Source organism: Vibrio sp. ArtGut-C1 (genome assembly GCF_002105475.1).
Taxonomy (GTDB): Bacteria; Pseudomonadota; Gammaproteobacteria; order Enterobacterales; family Vibrionaceae; genus Vibrio; species Vibrio diabolicus.
On record NZ_NCTH01000017.1, the window covers coordinates 22,672 to 48,487 of the forward strand.

The 25,816-nt window shown below is 43.8% G+C and carries 25 protein-coding genes; 18 read left to right on the top strand and 7 right to left on the bottom strand.

Annotation, left to right across the window (positions count from 1 at the left end; all coding sequences use genetic code 11):
* Window positions 1-189 precede the first annotated feature (189 nt).
* The gene (locus B7360_RS15045) at window positions 190-2,841 is read left to right on the top strand and encodes an ATP-binding protein (protein ID WP_085343895.1); all 2,652 of its coding nucleotides are present in this window, start codon (window positions 190-192) and stop codon (window positions 2,839-2,841) included.
* A 62-nt stretch (window positions 2,842-2,903) separates the two neighbouring features.
* Here B7360_RS15045 and B7360_RS15050 read toward each other — a convergent pair whose 3' ends face one another.
* The gene (locus tag B7360_RS15050) at window positions 2,904-4,241 is read right to left on the bottom strand and encodes an MATE family efflux transporter (RefSeq protein WP_046875878.1); all 1,338 of its coding nucleotides are present in this window, start codon (window positions 4,239-4,241) and stop codon (window positions 2,904-2,906) included.
* Window positions 4,242-4,362: 121 nt separating this feature from the next.
* Window positions 4,363-4,677 carry a DUF496 family protein gene (locus tag B7360_RS15055; protein ID WP_005373603.1) on the bottom strand — a complete coding sequence of 105 codons (315 nt, stop codon included), beginning with the start codon at window positions 4,675-4,677 and terminating at the stop codon, window positions 4,363-4,365.
* A gap of 241 nt (window positions 4,678-4,918) precedes the next feature.
* Here B7360_RS15055 and B7360_RS15060 point away from each other — a divergent pair, with 241 nt between their 5' ends.
* The 8 genes from B7360_RS15060 to B7360_RS15100 all read left to right on the top strand — a co-directional run bounded on the left by B7360_RS15060 (window position 4,919) and on the right by B7360_RS15100 (window position 13,156).
* Window positions 4,919-5,122: a hypothetical protein gene (locus B7360_RS15060; RefSeq protein ID WP_031780656.1), complete on the top strand. Its 204-nt coding sequence runs from the start codon at window positions 4,919-4,921 to the stop codon at window positions 5,120-5,122.
* 165 nt (window positions 5,123-5,287) lie between these two features.
* Window positions 5,288-5,944 carry a YceH family protein gene (locus B7360_RS15065; protein WP_085343896.1) on the top strand — a complete coding sequence of 219 codons (657 nt, stop codon included), beginning with the start codon at window positions 5,288-5,290 and terminating at the stop codon, window positions 5,942-5,944.
* Entirely contained in the window at window positions 5,941-6,261 is a 321-nt protein-coding gene (locus tag B7360_RS15070; protein WP_012842363.1) for a GIY-YIG nuclease family protein, read from the top strand. The genes B7360_RS15065 and B7360_RS15070 overlap by 4 nt, the downstream gene beginning before the upstream one ends.
* Before the next feature lie 320 nt (window positions 6,262-6,581).
* Complete coding sequence (locus tag B7360_RS15080) at window positions 6,582-7,679, top strand: autoinducer 2-binding periplasmic protein LuxP (protein ID WP_074190484.1); 1,098 nt, start codon at window positions 6,582-6,584, stop codon at window positions 7,677-7,679.
* On the top strand, window positions 7,679-10,255 hold the full coding sequence (luxQ, locus tag B7360_RS15085; RefSeq protein WP_005397731.1) for a quorum-sensing autoinducer 2 sensor kinase/phosphatase LuxQ: 2,577 nt from the start codon (window positions 7,679-7,681) through the stop codon (window positions 10,253-10,255). Before B7360_RS15080 ends, luxQ begins: the two co-directional genes overlap by 1 nt.
* 301 nt (window positions 10,256-10,556) lie before the next feature.
* Window positions 10,557-11,012, top strand: a complete 456-nt coding sequence (locus tag B7360_RS15090) for a MarR family transcriptional regulator (protein WP_005397727.1) — start codon at window positions 10,557-10,559, stop codon at window positions 11,010-11,012.
* 35 nt (window positions 11,013-11,047) lie between these two features.
* Window positions 11,048-12,106: an HlyD family secretion protein gene (locus B7360_RS15095; RefSeq protein WP_053807920.1), complete on the top strand. Its 1,059-nt coding sequence runs from the start codon at window positions 11,048-11,050 to the stop codon at window positions 12,104-12,106.
* A 12-nt stretch (window positions 12,107-12,118) separates the two neighbouring features.
* Entirely contained in the window at window positions 12,119-13,156 is a 1,038-nt protein-coding gene (locus B7360_RS15100; RefSeq protein ID WP_085343897.1) for a DUF2955 domain-containing protein, read from the top strand.
* Between the two features lie 2 nt (window positions 13,157-13,158).
* On the opposite strand, the gene B7360_RS15105 is transcribed toward B7360_RS15100, so the two are convergent.
* Together B7360_RS15105 and B7360_RS15110 are read right to left on the bottom strand one after the other, a co-directional pair.
* Window positions 13,159-13,821: a flagellar brake protein gene (locus tag B7360_RS15105; RefSeq protein ID WP_085343898.1), complete on the bottom strand. Its 663-nt coding sequence runs from the start codon at window positions 13,819-13,821 to the stop codon at window positions 13,159-13,161.
* Between the two features lie 94 nt (window positions 13,822-13,915).
* Window positions 13,916-14,842 (bottom strand): DMT family transporter, encoded by a 927-nt coding sequence (locus B7360_RS15110; RefSeq protein ID WP_005397718.1) that lies wholly within the window; start codon window positions 14,840-14,842, stop codon window positions 13,916-13,918.
* 148 nt (window positions 14,843-14,990) lie between these two features.
* Between B7360_RS15110 and B7360_RS15115 the strand changes: the two genes are divergently transcribed.
* Entirely contained in the window at window positions 14,991-15,446 is a 456-nt protein-coding gene (locus B7360_RS15115) for an Lrp/AsnC family transcriptional regulator (RefSeq protein ID WP_031780652.1), read from the top strand.
* Window positions 15,447-15,451: 5 nt separating this feature from the next.
* Window positions 15,452-16,075, top strand: coding sequence for a class I SAM-dependent methyltransferase (locus tag B7360_RS15120; RefSeq protein ID WP_005397716.1), 624 nt, complete (start codon window positions 15,452-15,454; stop codon window positions 16,073-16,075).
* A gap of 526 nt (window positions 16,076-16,601) precedes the next feature.
* On the opposite strand, the gene B7360_RS15130 is transcribed toward B7360_RS15120, so the two are convergent.
* Window positions 16,602-17,150, bottom strand: a complete 549-nt coding sequence (locus tag B7360_RS15130) for an ATPase (protein WP_085343919.1) — start codon at window positions 17,148-17,150, stop codon at window positions 16,602-16,604.
* A 103-nt stretch (window positions 17,151-17,253) separates the two neighbouring features.
* On the opposite strand from B7360_RS15130, the gene B7360_RS15135 reads away from it, so the two are divergent.
* The 4 genes from B7360_RS15135 to secF all read left to right on the top strand — a co-directional run bounded on the left by B7360_RS15135 (window position 17,254) and on the right by secF (window position 21,436).
* On the top strand, window positions 17,254-17,922 hold the full coding sequence (locus B7360_RS15135) for an SH3 domain-containing protein (protein WP_085343899.1): 669 nt from the start codon (window positions 17,254-17,256) through the stop codon (window positions 17,920-17,922).
* 125 nt (window positions 17,923-18,047) lie between these two features.
* Entirely contained in the window at window positions 18,048-18,527 is a 480-nt protein-coding gene (locus B7360_RS15140) for a hypothetical protein (protein WP_005397713.1), read from the top strand.
* A 165-nt stretch (window positions 18,528-18,692) separates the two neighbouring features.
* Window positions 18,693-20,531 (top strand): protein translocase subunit SecD, encoded by a 1,839-nt coding sequence (secD, locus tag B7360_RS15145; protein WP_005397712.1) that lies wholly within the window; start codon window positions 18,693-18,695, stop codon window positions 20,529-20,531.
* A 2-nt stretch (window positions 20,532-20,533) separates the two neighbouring features.
* Window positions 20,534-21,436 (top strand): protein translocase subunit SecF, encoded by a 903-nt coding sequence (secF, locus tag B7360_RS15150; protein ID WP_005397711.1) that lies wholly within the window; start codon window positions 20,534-20,536, stop codon window positions 21,434-21,436.
* A gap of 62 nt (window positions 21,437-21,498) precedes the next feature.
* On the opposite strand, the gene B7360_RS15155 is transcribed toward secF, so the two are convergent.
* Window positions 21,499-21,765 (bottom strand): hypothetical protein, encoded by a 267-nt coding sequence (locus B7360_RS15155; protein WP_012842361.1) that lies wholly within the window; start codon window positions 21,763-21,765, stop codon window positions 21,499-21,501.
* 15 nt (window positions 21,766-21,780) lie between these two features.
* Window positions 21,781-22,401, bottom strand: a complete 621-nt coding sequence (locus B7360_RS15160) for a LysE family translocator (RefSeq protein WP_041853084.1) — start codon at window positions 22,399-22,401, stop codon at window positions 21,781-21,783.
* A 1,006-nt stretch (window positions 22,402-23,407) separates the two neighbouring features.
* Here B7360_RS15160 and B7360_RS15170 point away from each other — a divergent pair.
* From B7360_RS15170 to B7360_RS15180, 3 genes are read left to right on the top strand one after another with little or no spacing between them, the layout of a single operon-like run.
* Window positions 23,408-24,148 carry an SDR family oxidoreductase gene (locus B7360_RS15170; protein WP_005398281.1) on the top strand — a complete coding sequence of 247 codons (741 nt, stop codon included), beginning with the start codon at window positions 23,408-23,410 and terminating at the stop codon, window positions 24,146-24,148.
* Between the two features lie 12 nt (window positions 24,149-24,160).
* A complete protein-coding gene (locus B7360_RS15175) occupies window positions 24,161-25,369 on the top strand; it encodes an acetyl-CoA C-acetyltransferase (RefSeq protein ID WP_085343920.1) in 1,209 nt (402 codons plus the stop codon).
* A gap of 44 nt (window positions 25,370-25,413) precedes the next feature.
* A complete protein-coding gene (locus tag B7360_RS15180) occupies window positions 25,414-25,761 on the top strand; it encodes a phasin family protein (protein ID WP_005398278.1) in 348 nt (115 codons plus the stop codon).
* Window positions 25,762-25,816: the final 55 nt, after the last annotated feature.

The following is a 25,816-nucleotide window of genomic DNA, read 5'->3' on the forward strand; positions in this document are numbered from 1 at the left end:
AGCTTGAAGATCAAAAAGTATGATTCGAGTCACAATTACCATTTCATTGACCGATGGCGAAATAAGCGGAATGACCATGGTTTTGGTAGGTGAATGTTGTTTTAAAGTAACCATGTCGTATATGCCTTTCAATGCTAGAAACTAGTCTAGTATTAAATAATCGGATGAGATCAACCATTGGGCTGATGGATGTTGAGATTATCAATAAAAACACGCTTAGCACTCCTCGCACTATTACCCACGGTGGTGATAGTGGTTTTTGCAGTTCAGCAGTTTTCTGACAATGCGTTGCGCGTAAGCCGTCTCAATCAAACGGTAATCAATATCCAAGGTTTCCAGTTGATATCCCAAGCCTCTCACTTTATATACTCCATAGAGAAAGCACGCCGCCAGCCTACGCTTCAAGCATCAGCCGCACTTAATATAGAAGAACAAGACGGTGTTATTTCTTCCATGCATCAAAAATTCGTCAGTAACCCCAATACCGCGGAATATGCTGATGAGCTGAAAGAGGCCATGCTAGGGGTATTATCCGGTAGGTTGGACGAGATGGATGACCTTGGCGATTGGGCATTTCAACTGCTTCAAAATATGTCGCGCTCTTTGCTACAAAATCATCAGTGGTATGGCAGTGAGGACGGTATTCGAATGCAGAATTTTATTGCTTACCTTGCTCAGCTGTCTTTTTGGACACAGAAAGAAGCCTGGTTGACGCATCGCCTAGTTCAAGATCCTAAGAGTCGGTTGAGTCAGAGTCTGTTTTTTCAGGCTATTGATCGACAGCAGCAAAATTTGGATGCGTTTTTAAATTTAGGAGGGTCATACGATCAAGTTGATAAACTGCTAGGCTTGTTTACGTCGCCCAGATATCAGAGAAATTTGGCATCTCGTGGGCGATTAATGTCAGGGGACATGTCACGTAGTGACTATGAAGCGTATTTGAGAGAACTCGATTTCCGTGTGCAACGCTTGCAAGTACTCATTGATGGGTTCACGAAACAAACAGAGCAATCGCTCCTAACACAAGTTCATGAACAAAAGACCAATATTGCGATGATTACCTCTGGCGTTATTTTGGTTATCGTCATGCTTTGCTGGCTTGGCTTGGCTTGGCTTGGCTTTGGCACTTGGTTTCGGGTTAATAGCAAACTAGATGCGATTATTCATACCTTAACGGCGCTGATCAACGATGAAGAGAAACAGACGAAAGTCAAAGTCGATGGCAGTGATGAACTGACGATTTTCGCTCAGCAAGTGAATCGAGTGGTTGAAGAAAAGCAGAGACAAACAGACGAAATACTCCATGCTAAAGAGTCAGCAGTGTCTGCTAATCGCGCTAAATCAGTATTTCTTGCCAACATGTCGCATGAAATACGTACCCCCCTAAACGGTATTATGGGCATGACGGAGATACTCTCTCAAAGCGAGTTATCTTCCCATCAACAAGAAGTCGTTGATGACATTGACTCTTCATCTCAAACATTACTTACCTTGCTTAACGATATTTTGGATCTTTCTAAAATCGAATCTGGTCGACTGGAGTTGTCGCTAGTCGAGGCCGATATCCGAGAGGTGGTGTACCAGTCGATGGTTTTATTTCAATCCAAAGCCACATCTAAACAGCTAGAGCTGGGGATTAACTTAGCTGAAAACATTCCAACTCGAGTGATGGTTGATGATCATCGCATCAAGCAGGTCATCACGAATCTGGTATCGAATGCGGTCAAGTTTACCGAAAGCGGTCATATACGTGTTGATGTCAGTTATGACGAGTTACCTGAGAACGAGCGCGGAACGCTGATGTTTAAAGTCGAAGATACCGGGATAGGCATTGAACAAGATAAGTTAACGACGATTTTTGAACCCTTTACTCAGGAAGATGAAGGGGTGTCGAGGCAGTTCGGTGGAACGGGGCTGGGATTGGCAATTTGTCGTCAACTGGTATCCATGATGGGAGGGCAGCTTATAGCGACATCCACAAAAGGAGTGGGCACATGCTTTGAATTCTCTATTGAGGTTGACGTTATTCCGGTGTTTGGCTGGCGCTCGGACGTGATAAATAAAGGGCTCTTGATCTGCACAAATTACGATTACGCTGATCAACTTTTGAAAGAGTGTCGATTAGCGAAAATCAATCTCTTTGGTGCGAATAATGTTAATGAAGTAAAAGCAATAAACGATGACTTTGATGTCATATTTCTGTGCCATAGTGACGACTCCAATACGGATGAAGCCTTAGATGAATTGTCACTCAAATATGATCTTCGTCGTGTGATTATTTGTCAGCATCATCTATCCACTCCCTACGACAATGCAGAAAGAGTACATGCTGTACTCACATTGCCTTTTCTTGGCAATCGATTTAAGCATGTCATTGACGATTTAGCGAAGGTAGAAAAAACCATATCAAGTGACGCTGTCACTAATGGTGTTCCAAAGTCTGAATATCGAACATCGCGCTCTCACAGGAGGATCTTAATCGCGGAGGATAACTTGATGAATCAGAAAATCGCGAGTTTCTTTCTGGATAAAGCAGGGTATGACTATTTGATAACAAGCAATGGACAAGAAGCGTTGGAAGTCATCACAAAGGGAGAAGAATTCGATGCAATTTTAATGGATTGTATGATGCCGGTGATGGATGGACTGACCGCGACGAAAGAAATTCGTCGTTGGGAAAAGAAAGCCGGGCGTGAGAAAACGACCATTATTGCGCTCACCGCGAGTGTTTTGGAAGAAGACATTCACAACTGTTTTGCTGCAGGTATGGATGCTTATTTACCTAAGCCTTATAAATCGAATCAGCTATTTGAGCTCTTCAATGAATTAAAACTCGCCTAAATCGATAACATTTCAAGACGATAAAGCCCCAATCAAAGGGGCTTTATTTTAACCATGCATTGTTATGCGTTTGCTTGAGCGCTAGCGAGTTTACGTATGGTTTGTCGATAGGTTAGGTAAGCGGAAATGCCCGCCAGAATGTTGCCGATACAAGCGCCTAAAAGTAGACCTCGGATTCCCCCCATTTGAGCGCCAACCCATAAGCAAGGAAGGAAAAAGACAAACAAGCGTAGCGCTGAAATGGTGAGCGCGGTGTAAGACTTACCTAATGCATTGCAAAGAGAAACCATCAACATACATACACCTAGTGAACCTAAGCTGACAGGAACAATCAGCAAATGCATTTCTAATACTTGCTCTACTTGAACATCACTGGTCATCAGTAGTGCAAGTGGGTTTGCGACGGCAAACGTAATGGCTGCGATCAAAAGTTGAAAGCCCAGAATGAATTTTACGGCAATACTGACTAGCGATTGGATATCTTGGTAGTTCTTTGCGCCAAGTAAGCGCCCGACCATTGGGGGCATAGACATTGTCAGCGCTAACACCGAAACGATAGCAAAGAATTCGTAGCGTGAACCGAGCGCCCAAGCGGCGACTGCGGCGGTCCCGAAGCTTGCCAATAACTTTGTTGCTAACATGGACGACAACGGAGGCAGCAGTTGGCTGATCATCGCAGGTCCCATGATGTTACCGATAGACGCAACACTTTTAGCTACGTTGAGGTCTTGCCACTGCGTTGTTGCCCAGTGGTTCTTCTTCACGCGAGGCGCGACGACTAAAATACCAAACCCAAAAGCAACGATGGTTGCTATTGCTGCTCCGTTAATACCCAAGTCAAACGTGAAAATAAATAGTGGATCGAGCACAAGGTTCACGCCGCTGGTTACCATCATCATTGTGCCAGGCAACATGGTGTTGCCGTTAGCCCGGCAAATACTGTAGTAAAAATATAAAACCGCGCCAGTCCATGAACTTAGCAGCCACCAAGGCCAGTAGCTGTCGATAATCGGCATCACAGACTCTGGAGCACTTAATAGAGATAAAATGGGGTAGCGCAAAAGCCAAATTAGCCCTCCAAAAACGGCTACACCGATTGAGCCAATCATCAAAACTAAGCCACCGAGCTGTTTGGCATAACGACTTTCATTCGCACCAAGCGCTTTAGAAATGACAGCGGTCGTGGCGATACCTAAACCGACTTGAATGCCGATAATGACCATTTGCAACGGAAGAGTAAAACCTTGAGCGGCCAAAGGTAAAACGCCGAGCTGACCGATAAATGCACTATCTACAAGCTGAAAGCTCATTAAAGATAGAACGCCAAATAGCATTGGCCAAGTCATCGTAAATAATTGTTTTGCAAGTGTTGGTTGTGTACTTGTCGTAGTTGAGGACATAGAAAGCTGAATGCGTTAGGAATAAGAGTTGGATTGATTGTACACGGCGCTTAGTTTAGAGACAAAAATAAACCCCGAGTAAGGTAGCCTTACTCGGGGTTGGAAAATCTAGCTTAAGCGTTTATTTTTTGCCGCTAGTTTGCTTGTCTTCTTCAGTCAGTTCGCGAATACGACGGCTGATGTCACGACGTGCTTTAGAGATTTCTGCACTTTTGATGATGTGGTCATCAACACGATCTTCGTAGTCTGCTTTCATATTTTTGATGATTGCGACGATTTCATCGTGAGTCATTTCTGGTTTGATGTAATCTAGAAGGTTTTCTAGAAGGTCAACACGTTTGCGGTTATCACGAACTTTCTTTTCGTTATCAAGCAGCTCACGTTTTAGTTTGTTTTTACGACGAGCTTGGTTAACGATTTCAAATACGCTACTCATAGTTCTCTTTCCTAATTTTATGAATATCTCCCTCGATTAAAGCACAACATCCAGTGGCATAACAGTCTTTAGATCAATCACAATGCAGAGTTGAACATTTCTCAACCAATTGCGATGTGTCCACATAATCACGCTTCTTTAATCGAGTTTTGGTCAACATCGTAGAATCCATCGATTCATTGTCATAACGTGGCCTTCACTATATTATCAACACCATTGAATGCAAAATGATGAACTTGATATGGACTCTGGGAACACTGCGGAGCAAGTAAGTAGTCAAGATAATGAGCAAGCCACTCGCTCTGTGGCTGAAAAGTTAAAAACAGCGTATATCAACGCTCGCGAGCAACTCGAAATCATCGAAGTTGAGCTGAATCGTTCAAAAATAATGATGGTTGATCAAGATGGCAATTTGACGAAAGTGCCAATTCTCTCGGAGCATTGATACCTGACCCGATTCGCAAAGGGTGCCAGGTCTTGCGCTATGCTTTAGCCTGACACCGACACCTGAATCGTTAACGCTTCTTGCATCTCTTTGCCAATGTATGATGCATGATTTCGAAGCGATTTAGGTACCAAGTCAAATGCAAAAATAATAAGGAAATGCATTATGAAAGTTGAGCTAACGGCAATTGAAGCACGAGTCATTGGTTGCTTGATCGAAAAAGAAGTTACCACCCCAGATCTTTACCCCCTCAGCCTAAACGCATTAACCAACGCGTGTAATCAAAAAAGCAACCGTGATCCCGTAATGTCGCTCTCTGAGTCAGACGTTCTCGATGCCGTTGATGCTCTAATTGAGCGTAGGCTCGTCAGTGACGAAAGTGCGTTTAACAGCCGTGTTAGCAAGTATCAGCACCGTTTCTGTAATACGGAGTTTGGTGATTTAAAACTGACAGAACAAGAGAAGGGAATCGTGTGCTGTATGCTTTTGCGTGGTGCTCAAACGCCTGGGGAAATTCGCACTCGTACCAATCGTCTCGCGACATTTCATGATGTAAAAGAAGTTGAAACGGTTCTGGAGCACTTAGCAAGCGAAGACAAAGGGCCATTAGTGGTCAAGTTACCGCGTGAAGCCGGAAAGCGAGAGTCACGCTATATGCATTTGTTCTGTGGCGACGTTGACGTCTCTGAGCTTGCAGCGCCAGCGCCAGTGTCAGCGGCTGGCTCTAATTCTGATCGAGTCAGCCAGCTAGAGCTCGAAGTTGCTCAGCTTAAAGAAGAGCTCGATGAACTTAAAGCTAAGGTCGAGTCACTACTTTCATGATTGAAAATACAGCGCAGCGTTGGAGTGTCTATTTGATACGAAATAACCGCAATGCGCTGTATTGCGGTGTCACAAACAATGTTGAGCGAAGATTCAATCAGCACCAAACGGGCAAAGGAGCGAAAGCTTTAAAGGGAAAAGGTCCCTTGGTATTGGAGTGGTCTTCGGATTTTGATTCAAAGACACTTGCCATGCGGGCTGAGTATTATATTAAGCAACTAACAAAAGCTAAGAAAGAGCTGCTTGTTACGTCAAAAGCAAGTATTGTCGTTGATGAAAATCAGCAGATGATGTTAGAAATGGCTTTATCGAAATAAGCGTTCGCGACATGCCGAATAACAAAGAAACCGTCCACAGAGGCGGTTTCTTTTTAGTTTTGGAGTACCATGTAAGAACAAACTGACGCATAATGGGTTGGTGTTCTGTTTAAACACTCAGAGTATGAAAAGGAGAAATGATATTTTGTGACCTTGCAATTAGGTACACAATAAACGTTTATTCGTTCCAACTCAGACTAAGAACCAATTTATTATTGAAACAGGTACTCAGAGGAAGGTAGATTACAAGAGTAAAGGATGACTCGGCTAGGTAACGAATAGAGCTGAAAAAGGCTCATAAAAAGCTAAAAGAGCAGTAGATGAAAAAAGCGTTAGTATTCTCCCTGATGTCAATGGCCACTGTCGCGCCGATAGCGCAAGCCACTCAAGTCCTCAATGGGTATTGGGCATATCAAGAATTTTTAGACCAGTTTCCAGAACAGAAGCAGTTAACGAATGCGTTGGCTGACGCCGTGCGAGAGACTCCTGTTCCGGTTGAAAGAGACAAAAAACGTCCGTTAAAAATTTCTGTGGTTTATCCAGGTCAACAGATTTCGGATTATTGGATTCGAAATATCGACGCATTTGAACAGCGTTTAGATAAACTCGATATCGACTATCAACTTAATCAAGTATTTACCCGTCCCAACGCAGATATTAAGCAACAAAGTTTGTCTTTAATGGAAGCGCTGAAGAGCAACTCCGATTATCTGATTTTCACTCTCGATACCACTAGGCATCGTAAGTTTGTTGAACACGTCTTAGACTCGAAGAAAACCAAGTTGATCTTACAAAATATCACTACACCGGTAAGAGATTGGGAGGATCACCAACCGTTCCTTTATGTTGGTTTTGATCATGCTGAAGGCAGTCGTGAGCTTGCCGTGGAGTTTGGTAAGCGTTTTCCAAAACAGAGCCATTATAGTGTGCTCTACTTTTCAGAAGGGTATATCAGCGATATCAGAGGCAATACCTTTATCAATCAAGTCAACCGTGATAACAACTTTGAACTACAATCTGCTTACTATACTAAAGCGACAAAGCAGTCTGGGTATGAAGCAGCAAAAGCGAGTTTGGAAAAATACCCTGACGTCGATTTTATTTATGCGTGTTCTACAGATGTGGCGCTAGGTGCTGTTGATGCGCTGAAAGAATTAGGGCGTGATGATGTCATGATCAACGGCTGGGGTGGCGGCTCTGCAGAATTAGAAGCGCTTTCGAAAGGGGAGTTAGACGTTACTGTTATGCGTATGAACGATGATACTGGCATTGCAATGGCAGAAGCTATTAAGTGGGATCTTGAAGGGAAACCCGTTCCAACCGTTTATTCTGGTGATTTTGAAGTCGTCACGAAATCTGATTCTCCAGAAAGAATTGAAGCATTAAGAAAACGCGCATTTAGATACTCAGACAATTGATGACAACTACATCAAAAACAAGAAAGCGTCGCTCATTGTCGACGCTTATTACGAAAATAATCATTCTCGTACTTGCTCCGATCATTTTAGGTATCTTCGTTCAGAGTTATTACTTCTCGAAGCAAATTATTTGGCAGGAAGTCGACAGAACTAAGCAACAGACGTCAGCGCTGATTCTTAATATTTTTGATAGCCATTTTGCTGCGATTCAGATTCATCACAACAGTAACTCGAAGAGTGATGTTGTTTTAGATTTTTATACAGAACGGGATGAAGAAGCTCTCAATTACTTTTTCATGAGTATTGACCAGAGTGATCCTTCCCATACGCCAGAATTTCGCTTTCTCACCGATCATCAAGGCATTATTTGGGACGATGGGAATGCGCATTTCTATGGCATCAATAACTTGATTCTCAATGATCTCGCGAGCCAAGTGACTTTTAGCAACAATTGGTATTACCTTCCTTCACATACCCCAATGGGAACTCGCCACCTGTTACTGCGTCGTGTACCGGTTTTACAACCTAAAACCGGTGAAGTGATGGGGTATTCTTACAATGTTGTTGTTCTAGATAACAACTTCGGGTTGATGGAAAGACTAAAAAACGAAGGAAACGTTGATAATGTTGTTTTGGTGGCCAACGATACGCCACTAGCTAGCTCACTAGTCGGAGATGAAGCGTACAAGATATTTGATGTTCTGAAGCGGCGAGAGTCTCAGCAAAAGCTCGACCAGTTGTTGATCATTAAAACCCCTATCGAAGTCAATGCTGCCACGACGGATTTGTGTTTACTAACCGTGCAAGACAATCAGAGTGTTGTGACACTGCAAATCCAGCACCTTTTGGCGATGTTGGCTTCAGTTATCGGGATGGTGATGATTGCGTTGATGACCAAAGAGTGGATTGAGAATCGAGTCGTCGAAGAGCTTGGCTCGTTGATGGCATATACTCGTTCGGCTCGTGAAGAAAAAGGGTTCGAACGGTTTGGCGGGTCGGATATCGAGGAGTTCGATCATATTGGTTCGACACTAGAAAACACCTTTGAAGAGCTGGAAGCGCAAAAGCGTTCATTCCGAGATCTGTTTAACTTTGCGTTATCGCCGATTATGGTGTGGTCAGAGTCTGGCGTACTCATCCAAATTAATCCGGCAGCCCGCAAAGAATTGGTCATGGAAAACGACATTGAAACCATGCACCCAGTGTTTAAAGGCTTCAAAGAAAAGTTGATGCCGCACCTGCGAATGGCAGCTCAAGGAGCCACGTTAACTGGCGTCAATGTACCAATTGGAGACAAGGTATATCGCTGGAACTTATCGCCGATTCGAGTTGACGGTGATATCAGCGGTATCATTGTTCAAGGTCAGGATATTACGACGCTTATTGAAGCGGAAAAACAAAGTAACTTGGCACGTAAAGAGGCAGAAAAATCCGCCCAAGCACGTGCCGATTTTCTGGCTAAAATGAGCCATGAAATCCGAACGCCAATCAATGGCATTCTAGGAGTTGCTCAATTATTAAAAGACTCGGTCGAAACGGAAGAACAGAATAACCAAATTGACGTACTTCGACATAGTGGTGAGCACTTACTTGCTGTTTTGAATGATATTTTGGATTTTTCGAAGATTGAGCAGGGTAAGTTTAATATTCAAAAGCACCCGTTTTCGTTCACTGACACGATTCGAACGTTAGAAAACATTTATCGTCCAATTTGCGAAAATAAAGGCGTTAACCTCGTCATTGAAAACAAGATTGATCCCAATGTTGAAATCTTTACTGACCAAGTTCGCCTGAACCAAATTTTATTCAACTTAGTCAGTAACTCAGTTAAGTTTACCCCCTCGGGCAGCGTACGCCTGCATGCTGAACTGGAGCAGTTCTACGGCGCTGAAAATAGTGTGTTGGTAGTGGAAATTACGGATACGGGCATCGGCATAGAGCCCGATAAGCTTGACCAAATGTTCGAGCCTTTCGTTCAAGAGGAAGCAACGACCACTCGAGAATACGGTGGCAGTGGTTTGGGACTGACCATTGTGAAAAGCCTCGTCGATATGCTGGAAGGTGACGTTCAAGTACGTAGTCAAAAAGGTTTAGGCACGACCTTTGTTATTACAATGCCAGTGAAAGATCGTGAGCGAGTGCTCACCCCTCTTGATTCAAGCTTGAGAGTTAAACCTGGTGAGTTATTCGCAGAGAGTCTAAAAGTACTGTTGGTAGAAGATAACCATACTAATGCTTTCATTCTCAAAGCATTTTGTAACAAGTACAAAATGCAGGTTGATTGGGCAAAAGATGGATTGGAAGCGATGGAGTTCTTAAAAGATCATACTTACGATTTGATTTTGATGGACAACCAACTGCCGCATCTTGGAGGAATTGAAACAACCAAAGAGATCCGACAGAAGCTGAAGTTAGGCACGCCAATTTATGCTTGTACTGCCGATACGGCGAAAGAAACCAGTGATGCGTTTATGGAGGCGGGCGCGAATTACGTATTGCTCAAACCGATTAAAGAAAATGCGCTGCATGAAGCCTTTGTTGACTTCAAGCAGCGATTCTTAATTGAACGAACGTGATGAACTCATTCGCTATGAGCCTTAATTGATAATTCAATCGCTCACTAAACCGAAAAGCACAACGCCATAACTTAGGGTTGTGCTTTTTTGTATCTCAATGCTTCACTTGTTGATAAGCCAGGAGTGCTGATATCACCTTTAGTGTCGTATATCACTACTATTCAACCCAAGTACTACGTTGCGTTACGCAAACTTGGTTCCCCAATGGCACATTCGATGTGATTTAAATCACAAAAACTTATTTACTTAGCGTGCTAACTATTTTATATTACTTAGCAAGCTAAGTAATTGAGTAGATCTTATGATTCAAGACATCAACAGTTTGCGCGACCTTTCTCTGGCTGAAAAGTTATCTCGTGTTGCCCGTTTGTGGAAAATGGTTGCAGATCGCGAGTTGGAGCCTTTAAACCTGACGTACCCGCGTTGGACTGCGTTATGGAAACTTTATCGAATGGGCGACAACGTCAGTCAGAAGCATTTGGCTGAAGCGCTTGAGATTGAGTTGGCATCGCTGATGCGCACATTAAAGCTATTAGAAGAGCAATCTCTGATCACTCGCCATTGCAGTGAGCATGACAAGCGAGCACGCATTGTTAGCCTTACAGAAGAAGGTAAAACCCTACTCAAGCAAATGGAGACTCGAATTCTTCAAGTACGGAGCAAGCTACTGACAGAAATCAATGACCAAGAGCTTCAAAAGCTTTCATTGATCCTCGATCAGATTGCTCACAATGCACTTGATTCACTTAGCGAATAAGTCAGAAACCCGAATTAAAAGAGAAGTAAACGCCTATGACTCCAGATCAAAAATTCGCACGTTGGATCAAGTATTCTTGCGTCGCGTTTGTCCTTGTCTTTGCCTATTTTCTAGTCGCAGATCTCGCCATGCCACTGACGCCTCAGGCAATGGCAACGCGAGTGGTAACTAAAGTAGCTCCCCGTGTGAGTGGACAGATTACGCATCTTTATGTTGCCAACAACCAAGAAATAAGCCAAGGCGATCTACTATTCCAGATTGATCCACAGCCTTATCAGCTCGCCGTAGAAAAGGCTCAACTTAACCTTGAGCGTGTGATTCAAAATAATGAACAGCTTGATGCCTCTATTGCAGCGGCAAAAGCGGACGTTGAAGCAAGCAAAATTGTCGCCGAGCAAAAAGTTCGCGAAGCCAAGCGTCTTGATACATTGTTTCATCGCAATGGCACCTCGCAACAACAGCGTGACGACGCACAAAGTAGTGCAACGGCAGCCAGAGCAAACTTACTGGCCGCGCGCGCTCGTTTAAAAGAGTTGGAAGTAAACCGAGGCGATTTAGGTGCAACGAATGTAAATATCCGCGTGGCACAAAACCAGCTAAAACAAGCGGAACTTAATCTGTCATACACTCAAGTAATTGCTGAACATGATGGCGTTGTCGCTAACTTGCAGCTGGAAACGGGTGCCTATGCGGCAGCTGGTACGCCTCTTGTGGCTTTAGTCTCGGATGACGTGGATATTATTGCCGACTTTCGTGAAAAGAGTCTGCGACACTTCAATCAGAACAGTCGGGCGTTAGTGGCCTTTGATAGTTTGCCAGGTGACGTATTTGAAGCTCGTATTACGAGTGTGGATGCAGGGGTAAGCTCAGGCCAGTTTGATGCAGATGGCCGCTTAGCGACACCGACAGACTCAAACCGTTGGGTGAGAGACGCGCAGCGTTTACGTTTACATTTAGCTATCGATGAACCTCAACAGCGCGCATTTCCGGCCGGGGCACGTGCGACTGTGCAACTGTTGCCAGAAAACTCGTTATCTGGCTGGTTAGCGAGATGTCAGATCCGATTTTTGAGTCTTCTTCATTACATTTATTAACGGGGAGGCGATATGAAGTTATGGGATCATCCCATGTCGGAAAACGACTTCCGTCAGTGTTTGCGCATTGCAACTGGCGCGACCATTGGCTTCACCTTATGTAAGGTCTTTGGCTGGAATTATGGCGTATTTTTTACCGTAACACCGATGTTGTTACTTGGAATGGTACCAGTCATGAGCCTGCATGCCGCACGACAGCTGATTTTTTCAGCGGTCGTATGCGGATTAGAGGTCGGTATTCTTGGTGGGCTATTTGGTGGACATCCTGGCATGATGACGATCATCGCCTTCGGGTTGTTTTTGTATAAGTTCGCCTGTATGTCAAAAGGGAGCTTATTCCTGTTTGGGGCAAATAGCGTGCTGAGCTTGAGCATCATGCTGCATTTTGCAAGTTATCCAACAACCGACTTAAATGATCTGGTATTCAGCAACCTACAAGCGAATGTTATTTCAGTGATCGTGGCCTACGTCGTGACATTTTTGATCCCTGATGCAGAGCCTCGTCAGCCACCGGCAAAACCATCTCAGCCTAAACAGAGTCACCGCATGCGGCATGAAGCCCTTATGGGGGCGAGTATCGCTACAATGTCTTTCTTGGTATTCCAGCTATTTGACCTCAGTGATTCTATGTCCGCTCAGGCGACAACCTTGCTTTTATTGTTTCCTATGCATTGGAACGGTGCTTTAGGGTATGCGCGCAAAAGAGCAATGGGGACCTTGATGGGGGTAACCTTTGGTATTGCTGGGCAGCTCGTACTATACGATTGGTCGGATACCTTGCTGTTTATCGTCCCATTGCTGTGGATTGGCGCGATGATGTTCAGCTATATGCATGTAAAAGAGTCTAGTGGGTCAGGAGCTGGGTTTGGCGGATTAACTACATTAGGTATTTTATTTGGCCAATACCTTACTCCGGATGGCGATTTAATGTTCAGCGCGCTGTATCGCGTGAGTAGTATTTTGTTTGCTATTGTTGTCACTCTGCTCGTGACCTATGCGGTGCACAGAGTGCTCAACAGCTTTGAGGTGACGCGCTTTAGCCAGCAGTAAGTTCAGACGTTACTGGTTAGAAAGGACTGCTCCAGTAACTCTGTTTTTAGCTCGTGACTCATCGCTATTGGGCTTTCAAACTTAATTCCTATTACCCAGCCTTTCACCAACTTCTTAATGTTGGCAATGACACACCGGTTTTCTTCTCCGATATAGTGACTTAGAGAAGAGTCAATAGTGACACTTTCACCAACGTTGAATTCAGGCTCTATAAAGGTTGAGATACCAATACCTGCCAGTGAGAAGTCGATAAGGCTACCGTCGTAAACATTCCCCGCATGAACAATCTTACAATCCATTTGCAGCTTATATCGTTCGTGTTCCCGGACTGGTTTGGTTGCAAATGTTCCTGGAATTCGAATAAATAAAAGGGGCGAAGGACGAACCGCAGTTGTTAGAACACTGGATTTAAATGCAATGACATGGCCTAACTCCGTATCTGATACACCACGCACGATGACATCGGCGTTTGGGAGTTTTCTCATCACTTGCTCTTCAAGCAAACGCATCGGTATATCAAGAATCAAATACGCGTTCTCTTTCATCCCAAGATAGGTGGTGGAATACGTATAATGGTCCTTAGGCCCAAACTCGAAATTAGTCGAAAGTTTCATTCCCGGTTTGAGGAATCTATGCAGTTCATCTTTAGTATGAGTGGCAGGCATTACATTGGCGTTTTAATTATTGGTTAAATCGAGGCTATCAAAACGCCATTTTGTTATTCAAGATAGTAGGACAAAAGTTTTTGTAAAATTATCGCTATCTGTGAAGTGGTGGGCGATAAGTTTGGCTCATTCCATCTTTCATAAAGATTTGGCTTGCCACAATACTGCCGCAGGTTACCAGCATCAGCGCTAACCAAGTCAGTGAATCTGGTTGTTCACCAAAAATTGGAACGGCAAGAAGTGTCGCTACGACTGGAGTTAATGACCCAAAAGCAGCACTGGCTTCGGCGCCAATAATTCGGATTGCATAGATAAAGGTAAAAGAGGCGATTAAGCCTGCGCCGACACCTTGCAACATCGCGTGGCCAAATAATTCTTCCCACGGCCACTGACTGATCGGCGTTATCGCTAGGTAACTATCTACCCATCCGAAGCCAACCGCAATGATGAGCAGTGCCAAAGACGCGATTGCAACGAATCCAGCACAGACATGCGCATTAAGGTTAGCAACACGAGCACTGATGGTGAAAACAGCCCACATAATGCTACCGGTTAGAAACAAGATGTGGCCTTGTAATTGAGACCAGTTGTACTCTGCACCGCTATTAGAAAGAAGGAATACGAAAATCCCTAACAGCACCGTAGAAAGCCCGATTAAGCGGTGAGCACTCAGCGACTGTTGATAGCACAACACCGCGATAGCAGAAACAAACAATGGCAAAGTGCCAGGTACTAATGCACTGCCGTGCGCCACGGGAGCGAAGTGCATAGCTGTGCCGACGACCAGCAGGTAGGGCAGGCCACTCCCTACCACAACACCAGTTAGGTAGCGTTTAGGCACGACGCGAAGCGCCTGCTTATGCTTAATCACAAATGGTAATAGAATTAAACTTGGGATTAGAAAGCGAACTAACGCGATATCGGCTGGCTGCAAACTAGAAATTGCGCCCCCTTTTAAAGAAATAAAGAAACCAGACCAAAGCAGTAAGGTCGTTAATATAGCTGCGTATCCCAAGATCATTGTCGGCATGTCCATTTGTAAATGATGTGTTAATTGTTGAATAAAACTCGTGCCAAAGGGAGGCAAAATTTGACGTAATTAAGCTTGATGTTGGTGATAAAGCGCGTATAAATGTCAATTATTAGTGATTATTGGCATGGAAGGAAAAGTGGACAAAATTGACAGGCAACTGATCAACTTGATGCAGAAGGATGCAACCCTGACTACGGCAGAGCTCGCTGACAAAGTAGGATTATCGGCATCACCTTGTGCAAGACGCATTAAGCGTTTAGAGCAGGAGGGCGTAATTAGCGGTTATCGAGCCATTGTGTCCAGAGACACGGTGGGTATTGCGATGACCGTATTTGTTGAAGTCAGTTTGAACAACCACCAAGCTTCTTCGATTGATGAATTTGAACATGCTGTTGTTGAAATGGACGAAGTGATCTCGTGCCATGTTGTATCAGGGGCTTATGATTATTTGTTAGAAGTGGTCAGCAAAGATCTCGCTGGCTATGAAACATTCACAAGAAAGCTACAACGATTAGAAAACGTAAAAGATATCCATACGCACTTGGCGATTAGACAAGTGAAAGGAAATGGAAGCTTGCCGATTTATGCATAAGAAAGATGAAATTTCTCGATAGACTTAAGATTGCTCACTATCACCGAAAGCGATACCGACAGTTCGGTACAGACAGAGCGCGAACGCTGGGATGGAGAGATAAGTACAGCCAAATCAGTCGATTTGAAGCCTTGTGCCGTGGGTTAACGTTAGACGGTTCAAGTCTTTTAGATATTGGGTGCGGCTACGGAGACTTATTAGCGTTTATTGAGTTCAACAATCTGCGCCCCCAAAGTTATATTGGCATTGATCAGCAAAAACAGTTTATCTCTGAGGCCAGAAAGCGGGACTTTCGTACTCAAAGTGAGTTCGTATGTGGTGACTTTTCAACGTTGGTATTGCCCCGTAGTGATTATGTCTTTGCTTCTGGATCATTGAATTATCAATCCGCGAATCCAAATCATACCATTGAGATGATCGAGAAAATGTACCGGGCCGCAGAGAAAGGGTGCGTGTTTAACTTATTGGATGAAGAAAAGCTGCCGAGCATGAGAATGCTCGCATCGCATAATAAAGTTGGAGTGTTACGCTATTGCCGATGGCTATGTCCAGACGCACAATTGATTGAGGGTTATTCCGATCATGACTTTACGATTGCGATGATCAAAAAAGCGGAATCAGTTTCCTGACTCCGCCTTATAAATTCTTAAGCCTTATTGGTGCTTGTATTGTGAGATTTCACAGTTACCTGTGTATCTATCAACCTTGAATGAGAACGCAGCTGAATGGTATTCCCTCCCATCACTCCAAATTGTTTCTCCGAAGATTTTACAAAGGTCCAAATCGCTGATTGAACCAAACTCTTTTACGTGCCTAACTACTGACAAAAACTTGGCTTTGGTAGCATTAGGACAGTCCCTGTTACTTAATCGATTGATAACCATGGTTGTAGCATCATCTCCAGCCAAATGTGACTTTTTATTAAATTTTATTAATGGGTAAATTAACCAAAAATTGGCCATAAGTAAAGCATTATTGTGACGTATGTCTCTATAAGTTGCCTCTCTTGGTCATGGTTTAGTCAAGTTTGTAAAAGGGAACAGTCCCATTTTTTACATATAACGTTGGGATCACTAAAAGAGGGAATTAAAGCACGAATAACGTCCAATATTGGAGTGAAAACCCGACATCGTCTTTTCAAAACGGGCTCGATTTTTACCTCGAAACATCTTGAGCGTATTGAAGCGATCTCGCTTCTTTATCATAGAGTTGCGCTAGTGCTTGGTACTGTGAAGAAAGGCGTTTGTAATCCTCGGCAAGTTGCAAAGCGTTGGTATTATACCACTCCGCAGTGATTTGATTGGCAGTTTCGTTTGACTCACGGCACTTTTGGGCAAGTTTCTTCCATCCATTTGCTAACCATTGAGATTGTGTGCTCAATTTATTCAACTCATTAGCTTTAGTCGTGAGTTCTTCTTTATATTGAATGGAGGCTTTTAATTGAGTTTTGAACGCATTTTGGTTCGAGCGGGCGCGCCAAAGTAACACGAGTTCATGTAGGGAAAAGGTTTGGGACAATAACTGACGCTGCTTATGTTCGGCTAAAAGTGCATTGAATACCTCAACATGCTTATTGTAATTGGACTCTAAACGATTGAATTGGGTAAGATTGTCATTCCACGACGATGGTTTACATTGAATATTGGCGTGCCCCATAATGGGGAACAGAAGAAGCAACAGTATCCAATTGAGTTTGTTGATCATTATTGCTCGCGTTAGTTGACCGACCCTTTTGAGTATATACCCAAATTTCCGCGACATGCGTGTTGCCGGTGAGATAAGAACAAAGAATGAAAAGGAAAAGTACATGAAGAAAATTCTCATCGCATTGATTGTCATACTGTTGCTCGGTGGGGCGGGTGCTGGATACTATCTCTTCTTTATGCAAAAAGATGAACCTGAAGCGCCAAAAGCTGCGCAAGTGGAGCAAGCGCCAGTGGAAGAAGAAATATCCAAACCGATTCTGGATTTAGAAACCGCCCCCCCTGAAGTGACCGAATACTATGTCATTGAGCGTCGAATCAATGTTTACAATAAGCCAAATGTTAATGCTTTGGTTGTCGATACGCTCTATAAGGGAGAAAAAGTATCGGTGTTAGAAAAAGTGGATGGTTGGTATCGAATCTCTGGTTACCTTGTTTATGAAGAGGGCGGTGAAGAAAAAGCTGAGTGGTTGAATTCCGAAGGATTATCTGATGCAGAGCCAGTTATTAAAGAACAAGAGCGTTTGGAAATACTGGATGGATATTTGCAGAAGTCGGATGATTTAAAAGTCCACTTGGACATCTTCCGCAAGAAAACACAGCAATTGTTAGACGATGAAACCTGTGATCCGAGTGATTTTGAAGAGCTCGGTGGCTGGGTTCGTTCGGTTACTTATGACAAGCGCAATGTGTACTTCATTTATTGTGGTGGTTTGGAGCAAGAGAACAAAATCTATTTAGATGTCGATAAAGGCGATATCTTTTACCGCTAACAGAGCGCCTTTAGTTTAAAGCCTCTAGAGATTTATAACTTTTTAGTTGTGAACCATAATTAATAGGAATACTATCATCGAGTCGAGTGAAAAAACTCGACTCGTTTTGTTTTTAGTGAGTTCTTATGTCTCAGATTTGCTTGAAAAAATTGCTTTTTATGCTGCTTGCGATGGTATTGCTACCAGCGCATGTTTTTGCTGCGCAAATCGATCAGAAAGCTCATTTACCTTACTTTTCTAAGCTGCAACCATTTGTTGCGAGTATTGCTTTTGCAAATACCTCAATCGATTTTTCTGAAGTCTCAGAAGAAACGACGCAGTCTCCGATTTCTGAAGGTCATGCAAGACTCGATACGCTAGCCCTATTTAACACTCAACGTTGGGTTTCTCACTTACGTGAAGGCCTTGATGATGAGCATGTTGACGTTGTTGGTGACCTAAACACGCCTTTCTATGCTGACGCAGGTTATGCCTACAGCCTGATGGATATCAATTGGCGTCAAAACCAGTACACTTTTTATCATTTCACAAGCGATCATCGCATTTCTGGTTGGAAAGAGACCAACGCAATGTACGTCGCACTCAATAGTCAATTTTCTGCCTAAACACCATCTATTTGCACCATTGTGCACTCTTAACACGACGATTGTATTCAACAGGGCGTAACCGTCCTGAGCATTTCATACCCTGAATTTTTTTCTGGGGGCATCTGTCGTGTGTTAAGCCTTGTTATTAAAAGCTTCACTTCGTAGTGAAGGGATGATGTTTACATGAAAAAAACACCAAAGCAGCAAAAGAACAGAAAGCTGATGAATCACTATTCAGCTTGGAAATATGTCGTATTAATCACCACGGTCATTATCTTAACGTTAAGCGCGATTCCGACTTGGTTCGGTGAGCAACCATCGATCCAGCTGACGTTTTCAAACCAAAACAGCAGTGAAATGTCGGTTGTTCAGTTGAATCAACTACTGAAAACCAATCACATCTCAGCAGACAAAATCATCGAAAAAGATGGCAAAACGACCATTGTATTCGATGATGAAAATGCGCAAAGCAAAGCTCGTGCGTTACTAAACAATGAGCTAAATAAAGAAGACAGCATTACCTTCTCATATGTGTCTGTTGCTCCAGAGTGGCTGAATGAGATGGGCTTTAGCCCAATCAAACTCGGTCTTGACCTTCGCGGTGGGGTACAGTTCCTCTTGAATGTCGACGTAAATAAAGCATTTGAGGAGCAACGTAATGCTTTGATCGATGAGATCAAAGCAAGCCTGCGAGATCAGCGCGTGCGTGGTGTACAAATTCGCGCAGAAAGTGGTAACCGCATTGCGGTAAACAGTGAGAGTGATACCGCCCTAGCTGAAGTAAACAAATTCTTGCGTCAAAACTATCCAGGTTGGGTGGTGAAAAGCTCGTCTCGCGGTTTTGTTCTTGAGCCAAGTGAGCAGAATATTCAAGAGTTCCAATCAACGACATTACAACAAAACTTGAAGATTATGCGTGGTCGTATTGAAGAGCTAGGTATTACGGAAGCATTAGTTCAGCGTCAGGGTAAAGACAGCATTCGTATTGAGCTCCCAGGTGTACAAGACCCAGCACAAGCGAAAAACGTTATTGGTGCCACTGCGAGTTTGGCATTCTACGAAGTGAAAGATGCAGGCCAAGCGCGAAGCGGCCAAGATCTTGTACTGAAAGATAACGATGGCCGAACTGTTGTTCTAGAGAAACGACCAGTCCTAACGGGTGAGCACATTGTTAACGCTCGTGCAGGCGTCGACAATATGGGTATGTCAGAAGTTAACATCTCGCTTGACCACGCGGGCGGTAAAAAGATGAGTGATTTCTCTGCAACGCATATTGGCAAGCCAATGGCGACGGTTTATCGCGAATACAAGACAAACGATCGTGGCGTAACAGAGCGCAGCGAGCGCGTTATCAGCGTTGCGACTATTCAATCTCAACTTGGTAGCCAATTCCGTATTACCGGCGCTGGCAGCATGGACGAAGCGCAGCAGTTAGCGCTATTACTTCGTGCGGGGTCGTTAACTGCCCCGGTTACTATCGTAGAAGAGCGCACTATTGGTGCTTCTTTGGGAGCTGAAAACATTGAAAATGGCTTTGCGGCACTTGCTTTGGGTATGGGTTTAACACTGACCTTTATGGCCCTTTGGTACCGCCGCTTAGGTTGGGTGGCGAACGTGGCGCTTTGTGCCAACATGCTTTGTTTGCTTGGCTTAATTGCCTTGTTACCAGGTGCGGTGCTAACGCTTCCAGGTATTGCAGGGTTGGTGTTAACCGTTGGTATGGCAGTGGACACCAACGTTATTATCTTCGAACGTATTAAGGACAAAATGCGTGAAGGCCGCAGTTTCGCTCAAGCGATTGATCTGGGCTTTGATAGCGCGTTCTCGACCATTCTTGATGCCAACATTACTACCATGATCACCGCCGTGATTTTATACGCCATCGGTAACGGTCCAATCCAAGGCTTTGCCTTAACACTCGGATTAGGTTTGTTAACCAGTATGTTTACAGGCGTATTTGCCTCTCGAGCAATGATCAATTTAATTTGGGGCCGAGATGCCCGTCGTGATGTGAGGGTTTAATCATGGTCGAAATGCTAAAACAAAATATTCGTAAAATTCGCCACTTTACTACGCTAGTTTCTATCGTTTTGACGGTGATCGCACTTGGTGCTCTGGGCTTTAAAGGGTTGAACCTAGGCTTGGATTTTACTGGTGGTATGGTGACAGAAGTGAAAGTCGATAAGTCGTTAACCAACCACGATCTGCTTGATGCACTACAACCAAAACTTGGTGAATCAACCTCTGTCACCCGCACAGGTGAAGATGGTCGTTGGCTTATTCGCTACTCCGCCCCAGAAGAAGGACAAACTCTGCCGAGTGTGGAAGAGGTATTAAAGCCAGTTTCACATCAAGTTGATGTCGTCAGCAACAGTATTGTTGGTGCTCAAGTTGGTCAGGATTTGTTTGACCAAGGCGGTTTAGCACTATTGATTTGTGTGCTGAGCATCCTTGGTTACTTGTGTTTCCGTTTTGAGTGGCGCTTAGCGAGTGGCTCTGTATTTGCTCTGGCTCATGACGTAATTGTCGTCCTCGGCTTCTTCGCCGTTACCCAAATGGAATTCAACTTAACGGTTTTTGCTGCCGTATTGGCAATTTTAGGCTACTCATTGAATGATTCGATCATCATTTCAGATCGAATTCGTGAGCTACTGATCGCGAAACAAAGTTGGAAAATGGAAGACATCAATGACCAGGCTGTCATCGCGACGTTCTCTAGAACGATGGTGACATCAGGCACAACACTGATTACTGTTGGTGCACTATGGATTATGGGGGGAGCACCGCTAGCGGGTTTCTCAACCGCGATGTTTATTGGTGTGCTATCAGGTACATGGTCTTCCATTTCCATTGGTACCGTATTACCTGAACTGTTCAAACTAGAACCGAAGCACTACTTACCTGTCGAGATTGATACCGCGCCGTAAGGCGAGGTGCTGAAGGTAAAAAGTGCTTGCGCCACTCAGTTTGAGTGGCGTTTTACTTTGTGCTATTTCACACGCATCAGGCGGTGTTTGACGTGACCTAAATCGAACTCAATGATTTGAGAGCGCTTCATCGATTCAACCAGGCGCAGCATGGATGTGTGATAACCTTTCTTTTTCATCCATTGCAATGGCTCGGAAAAGCTGTCTTCGTTTACAACGTAAGATTCGCCTTTGTGTTCTCCAGCATAAACGTTTACGACCCAAACCCGGGCCTGAAAATCTAATACTTCACTTATGTTTCGCGTAATTTTTCTTAGGATATTTTTCATCATTTCAGCGTTGCTTTAGCTCAGTAATAGCCAAACACCAACCCCCATCATTAAAGTGCCCGCGATACGGTTCATCAGGCGCACATTCTTTGATTGACCCAACACGCGTTTCAGTCCTTTACCACCCGTGGCATACAGAGACATACAAATGAACTCAAAAAGAAGAATGATGGAGACAAGCACGATCAGCTGTGGAGCAAGAGCCGCATTTTGATCGATAAAAGGCGGCAGCAGAGAAATCATAAATGCCCAGCCTTTTGGGTTTGCGATAGCGGTAACGAAGCCTTGCATGATGAGCGCGACATTGCCACTTCTGGGTGTCTCCAAATTATCGACATTTATTGCTAACTTACCTCGAGATCGCCACATTTCTACACCAAGATAGAGTAAGTAGCCGCCACCAATAAACTTTAGTGCGATAAACATCCAAGGATAGTTGAGCATGATCGCTGCGATCCCTAATACGGCCGAGACTGAAACCAGCGCGACACCGACGAGTTCACCAATCATCATCCATAATGTGCGGCGATAACCGATACTCATTCCTAGCGTTAAGGCGAGCGTCATGCACATTCCTGGTGTAATTGAGACAAAAAAGAAGGTAGGGATGAACATACTGAGCAATGCAAGATTCATGTTTGTTGATAACTAAGTGATTTGATGGAAGCCACAAAGATAGTGCAAATTGATAAAGGATACTATCCCCAAATATCCCCAAATAACCTCAAGGTGCTTAGGTTCAGCGAGAATGACTTGGCTCACAGGCACGGCAACGATTTGAAGATCTAGTGGTTCTAAATCAAAAATCGTTAACAAAGGCTGTGGGATAAGGCAACTCGCCTTGCGGAGCATGTCACTGACACGATTTCTGCATCTTGACGTCATTTGGATATAACATCAATTTACTTGGGTTAAAGAATCTAGATGATTGCTTTAGGAGATGGCACTATCGAATATTGCACCGTACCGGTACTTCAATAGATTAAAAGTGATTCGATACGTTAAATGCTAGTTAATTGATGTTATTTGGATATTTAAAATAAAACTGAAATTATTTTTTAATTGCTGCGTCATAATAGTGCGAACTGCACCAAAACGAGACGTTTTCTTCTATTTTTTCATTCTAAATATACCAATTTTCATAAGTGAAACTATAAATATAAAATTAAGTTTATACTGTCAGTAATATCATTTAAGTTAGTAATTAAATGATATTACTGACAATTGCTTATATTGATATTTGAATTATTATTCTAATCGTATTTATAGATAACAACTCTCAGCATGAGAGTTGTATCTGAAATCATGAGATGATGTAACGTCCATTGTTCGGTATGTAACTTATTGATAAATAATGCTTAAATTTATGTTCTGATAAGCTTGTGTTTAACTTTATTTTATTTAAAACAATGACTTATAAATGGTTAACCATTTTATAACATTTCATGCTTAATGAGATCTAAATCAATCTTATGCAAATGGATTAGTTTTTTATTTGAAATGTAATATTTCTGGTTTAACTTAAAATAAAAGGCATCACAGGATTGATAGCCAAAAGAATAAATAAACACGTCAGTTGGTGATTTATTTCATCAGTGTATTTAGTTTGCTTTTTTAAATGCCGTTAAGAATGGAGTCTTCGATGAAGAAAGTCGCTTTGATCACCGGATCAAAAGGCGGAATTGGTTCTGCTATTTCCTCTCAATTAGTGAATGATGGTTACCGTGTAATCGCTACGTATTTCACAGGCAACTATGAATGTGCGTTGGAGTGGTTCAACAGTAAAGGGTTTACCAAAGATCAGGTTCGCCTTTTTGAGTTGGACGTAACAAACACTGCAGAGTGTGCAGCAAAGTTAGCGCAATTGCTTGAGGAAGAAGGGACCATTGATGTCGTTATCAACAACGCAGGTATCACACGTGATGGCGTGTTTAAAAAGATGACTGCGCAAGCTTGGAATGATGTCATTAATACCAACCTCAATAGTCTATTCAACGTTACGCAACCTCTGTTCGCTGCGATGTGCGAAAAAGGCGGTGGTCGTGTCATTAACATCTCCTCAGTCAATGGCTTAAAAGGGCAGTTTGGTCAAGCAAACTACTCGGCGGCGAAAGCTGGGATGATAGGTTTCTCTAAAGCGTTGGCGTATGAAGGTGCTCGCTCGGGTGTGACGGTCAATGTTATCGCTCCGGGGTACACAGGTACGCCAATGGTTGAGCAAATGAAGCCAGAAGTATTGGAATCCATCACGAATCAAATCCCAATGAAACGCCTTGCTACACCAGAAGAAATTGCAGCATCAGTCAGCTTCTTGGTCAGCGATGCCGGAGCCTATATCACCGGTGAGACTTTGTCGGTGAACGGCGGCCTATACATGCACTAAGGAGATAAGATGATGGAAAAAGTGTTTATCGTAGCAGCGAAGCGCACTCCAATTGGTGCCTTTGGTGGCAGCCTGAAAAATACCTCTGCTGGCAACTTGGCAGCTGTAGCGATTAAAGGTGCGTTAGAAGCGGCAAAGTTGGCTGGTGACAAGATTGACGAAGTGATTGTTGGCAACGTTGTTGGCGCAGGCCAAGGCATGGGGGTTGGTCGTCAGGCGGCATTGTTCGCTGGGATTCCGGACGCGGTTCCTGCGTATGGCGTAAACATGGTTTGCGGCAGTGGCATGAAAACGGTCATGGATGCAGTTTCACATATCCGTAGTGGCGATACAGAGATTGTTGTTGCAGCAGGTGTTGAGGTCATGTCTCAGATACCGTTTGCCGCGCCAAGTAGTATTCGTGATGGCAATAAAATGGGCAACCTAGAGCTGAAAGACCTGCTCGTAGCAGACGGTTTAACCGACGTTTATAACCAATATCACATGGGTGTGACGGCAGAAAACGTTGCAAAAGAAATCGGCCTAACCCGTCAACAGCAAGACGAGTATGCGCTGTCTAGCCAACAGAAAGCGGTGGCGGCAATCGAAGCGGGCAAATTCAAAGACGAAATTGTGCCTGTAGAAGTAAAGCAACGCCGTGAAACGGTGCTATTCGATACCGACGAATACCCAAAGGCTAATGCGACTATGGAAGCGTTAAGCAAGCTGCGCCCTGCTTTTGACCGTGAAGGCACTGTGACTGCGGGGAATGCATCAGGTATTAACGATGGTGCGAGTGCAGTTATCGTCGCGTCTGAGAGCGCAGTTAAAGCACATGGACTCACGGCTATTGCTGAGATCGTAAGCTATGCGCAATCGGGACTTGATCCGAAAATCATGGGTCTAGGTCCAGTGGAGTCAGTCAATAAAGCACTAGCAAAAGCAGAATTAACGGTAAACGACATTGACGTTTACGAGTTAAACGAAGCATTTGCCGCGCAAGCACTTGGCGTGATTCATCAGTTGGCGGAAACCAACCAAGTTCCCGTTAACGCGATTCAAGATAAAGCGAACTTTAATGGTGGTGCTATCGCGTTAGGTCACCCACTTGGTGCATCGGGCAACCGAATCTTAGTGACGCTTGTTCACGAGCTTCATAAGCAAAATGGTCAATATGGTGTCGCATCACTTTGTGTGGGCGGCGGCATGGGGACGGCTGTGGTTATAAAAGCAGTTAAGTAATTATTTAAACGGACATTTTTAATTCTTTCTCTAGGAGATAAACCATGTACACAGATTTCTTCAAAACCTTTAGCGATCAAACTGAAAAAAATCTAGAACCTTACTTGAAGTTCAACAAGCTAGTGACAAAAAACGTAGAAGTGTTGACTGAGCTTCAACTGAATGCAATTCGTACTTACAGCGAAGTGGGTCTGAACCAAATGAAAGCGGCATCAGAAATCAAAGACGTAACGTCATTGACTGCTTTCAACAGCCAGCAACTAAGCGTTCTTACTAAGCTTTCTCAACAAATGATGGACGACAGCAACAAGCTTCAAGCTATTGCAAAAGAGTTCAAAGAAGACGTTGAGAAAATGACTTCGGAAAATCTAAAGACTGTTACTCCAGCGTAATTTGTCCGATTCTCGCCGCCTTAGGGTCTCTAGACCCTAATTTGGGCGGCGTTGT

Coding starts and splice junctions, on each gene's coding strand:
- B7360_RS15045 (WP_085343895.1), top strand. CDS start 190: ATGTTGAGATTATCAATAAAAACACGCTTAGCACTCCTCGCACTATTA.
- B7360_RS15050 (WP_046875878.1), bottom strand. CDS start 4,241: ATGTCCTCAACTACGACAAGTACACAACCAACACTTGCAAAACAATTA.
- B7360_RS15055 (WP_005373603.1), bottom strand. CDS start 4,677: ATGAGTAGCGTATTTGAAATCGTTAACCAAGCTCGTCGTAAAAACAAA.
- B7360_RS15060 (WP_031780656.1), top strand. CDS start 4,919: ATGGACTCTGGGAACACTGCGGAGCAAGTAAGTAGTCAAGATAATGAG.
- B7360_RS15065 (WP_085343896.1), top strand. CDS start 5,288: ATGAAAGTTGAGCTAACGGCAATTGAAGCACGAGTCATTGGTTGCTTG.
- B7360_RS15070 (WP_012842363.1), top strand. CDS start 5,941: ATGATTGAAAATACAGCGCAGCGTTGGAGTGTCTATTTGATACGAAAT.
- B7360_RS15080 (WP_074190484.1), top strand. CDS start 6,582: ATGAAAAAAGCGTTAGTATTCTCCCTGATGTCAATGGCCACTGTCGCG.
- luxQ (WP_005397731.1), top strand. CDS start 7,679: ATGACAACTACATCAAAAACAAGAAAGCGTCGCTCATTGTCGACGCTT.
- B7360_RS15090 (WP_005397727.1), top strand. CDS start 10,557: ATGATTCAAGACATCAACAGTTTGCGCGACCTTTCTCTGGCTGAAAAG.
- B7360_RS15095 (WP_053807920.1), top strand. CDS start 11,048: ATGACTCCAGATCAAAAATTCGCACGTTGGATCAAGTATTCTTGCGTC.
- B7360_RS15100 (WP_085343897.1), top strand. CDS start 12,119: ATGAAGTTATGGGATCATCCCATGTCGGAAAACGACTTCCGTCAGTGT.
- B7360_RS15105 (WP_085343898.1), bottom strand. CDS start 13,821: ATGCCTGCCACTCATACTAAAGATGAACTGCATAGATTCCTCAAACCG.
- B7360_RS15110 (WP_005397718.1), bottom strand. CDS start 14,842: ATGATCTTGGGATACGCAGCTATATTAACGACCTTACTGCTTTGGTCT.
- B7360_RS15120 (WP_005397716.1), top strand. CDS start 15,452: ATGAAATTTCTCGATAGACTTAAGATTGCTCACTATCACCGAAAGCGA.
- B7360_RS15130 (WP_085343919.1), bottom strand. CDS start 17,150: ATGATCAACAAACTCAATTGGATACTGTTGCTTCTTCTGTTCCCCATT.
- B7360_RS15135 (WP_085343899.1), top strand. CDS start 17,254: ATGAAGAAAATTCTCATCGCATTGATTGTCATACTGTTGCTCGGTGGG.
- B7360_RS15140 (WP_005397713.1), top strand. CDS start 18,048: ATGTCTCAGATTTGCTTGAAAAAATTGCTTTTTATGCTGCTTGCGATG.
- secD (WP_005397712.1), top strand. CDS start 18,693: ATGAAAAAAACACCAAAGCAGCAAAAGAACAGAAAGCTGATGAATCAC.
- secF (WP_005397711.1), top strand. CDS start 20,534: ATGGTCGAAATGCTAAAACAAAATATTCGTAAAATTCGCCACTTTACT.
- B7360_RS15155 (WP_012842361.1), bottom strand. CDS start 21,765: ATGAAAAATATCCTAAGAAAAATTACGCGAAACATAAGTGAAGTATTA.
- B7360_RS15160 (WP_041853084.1), bottom strand. CDS start 22,401: ATGAATCTTGCATTGCTCAGTATGTTCATCCCTACCTTCTTTTTTGTC.
- B7360_RS15170 (WP_005398281.1), top strand. CDS start 23,408: ATGAAGAAAGTCGCTTTGATCACCGGATCAAAAGGCGGAATTGGTTCT.
- B7360_RS15175 (WP_085343920.1), top strand. CDS start 24,161: ATGGAAAAAGTGTTTATCGTAGCAGCGAAGCGCACTCCAATTGGTGCC.
- B7360_RS15180 (WP_005398278.1), top strand. CDS start 25,414: ATGTACACAGATTTCTTCAAAACCTTTAGCGATCAAACTGAAAAAAAT.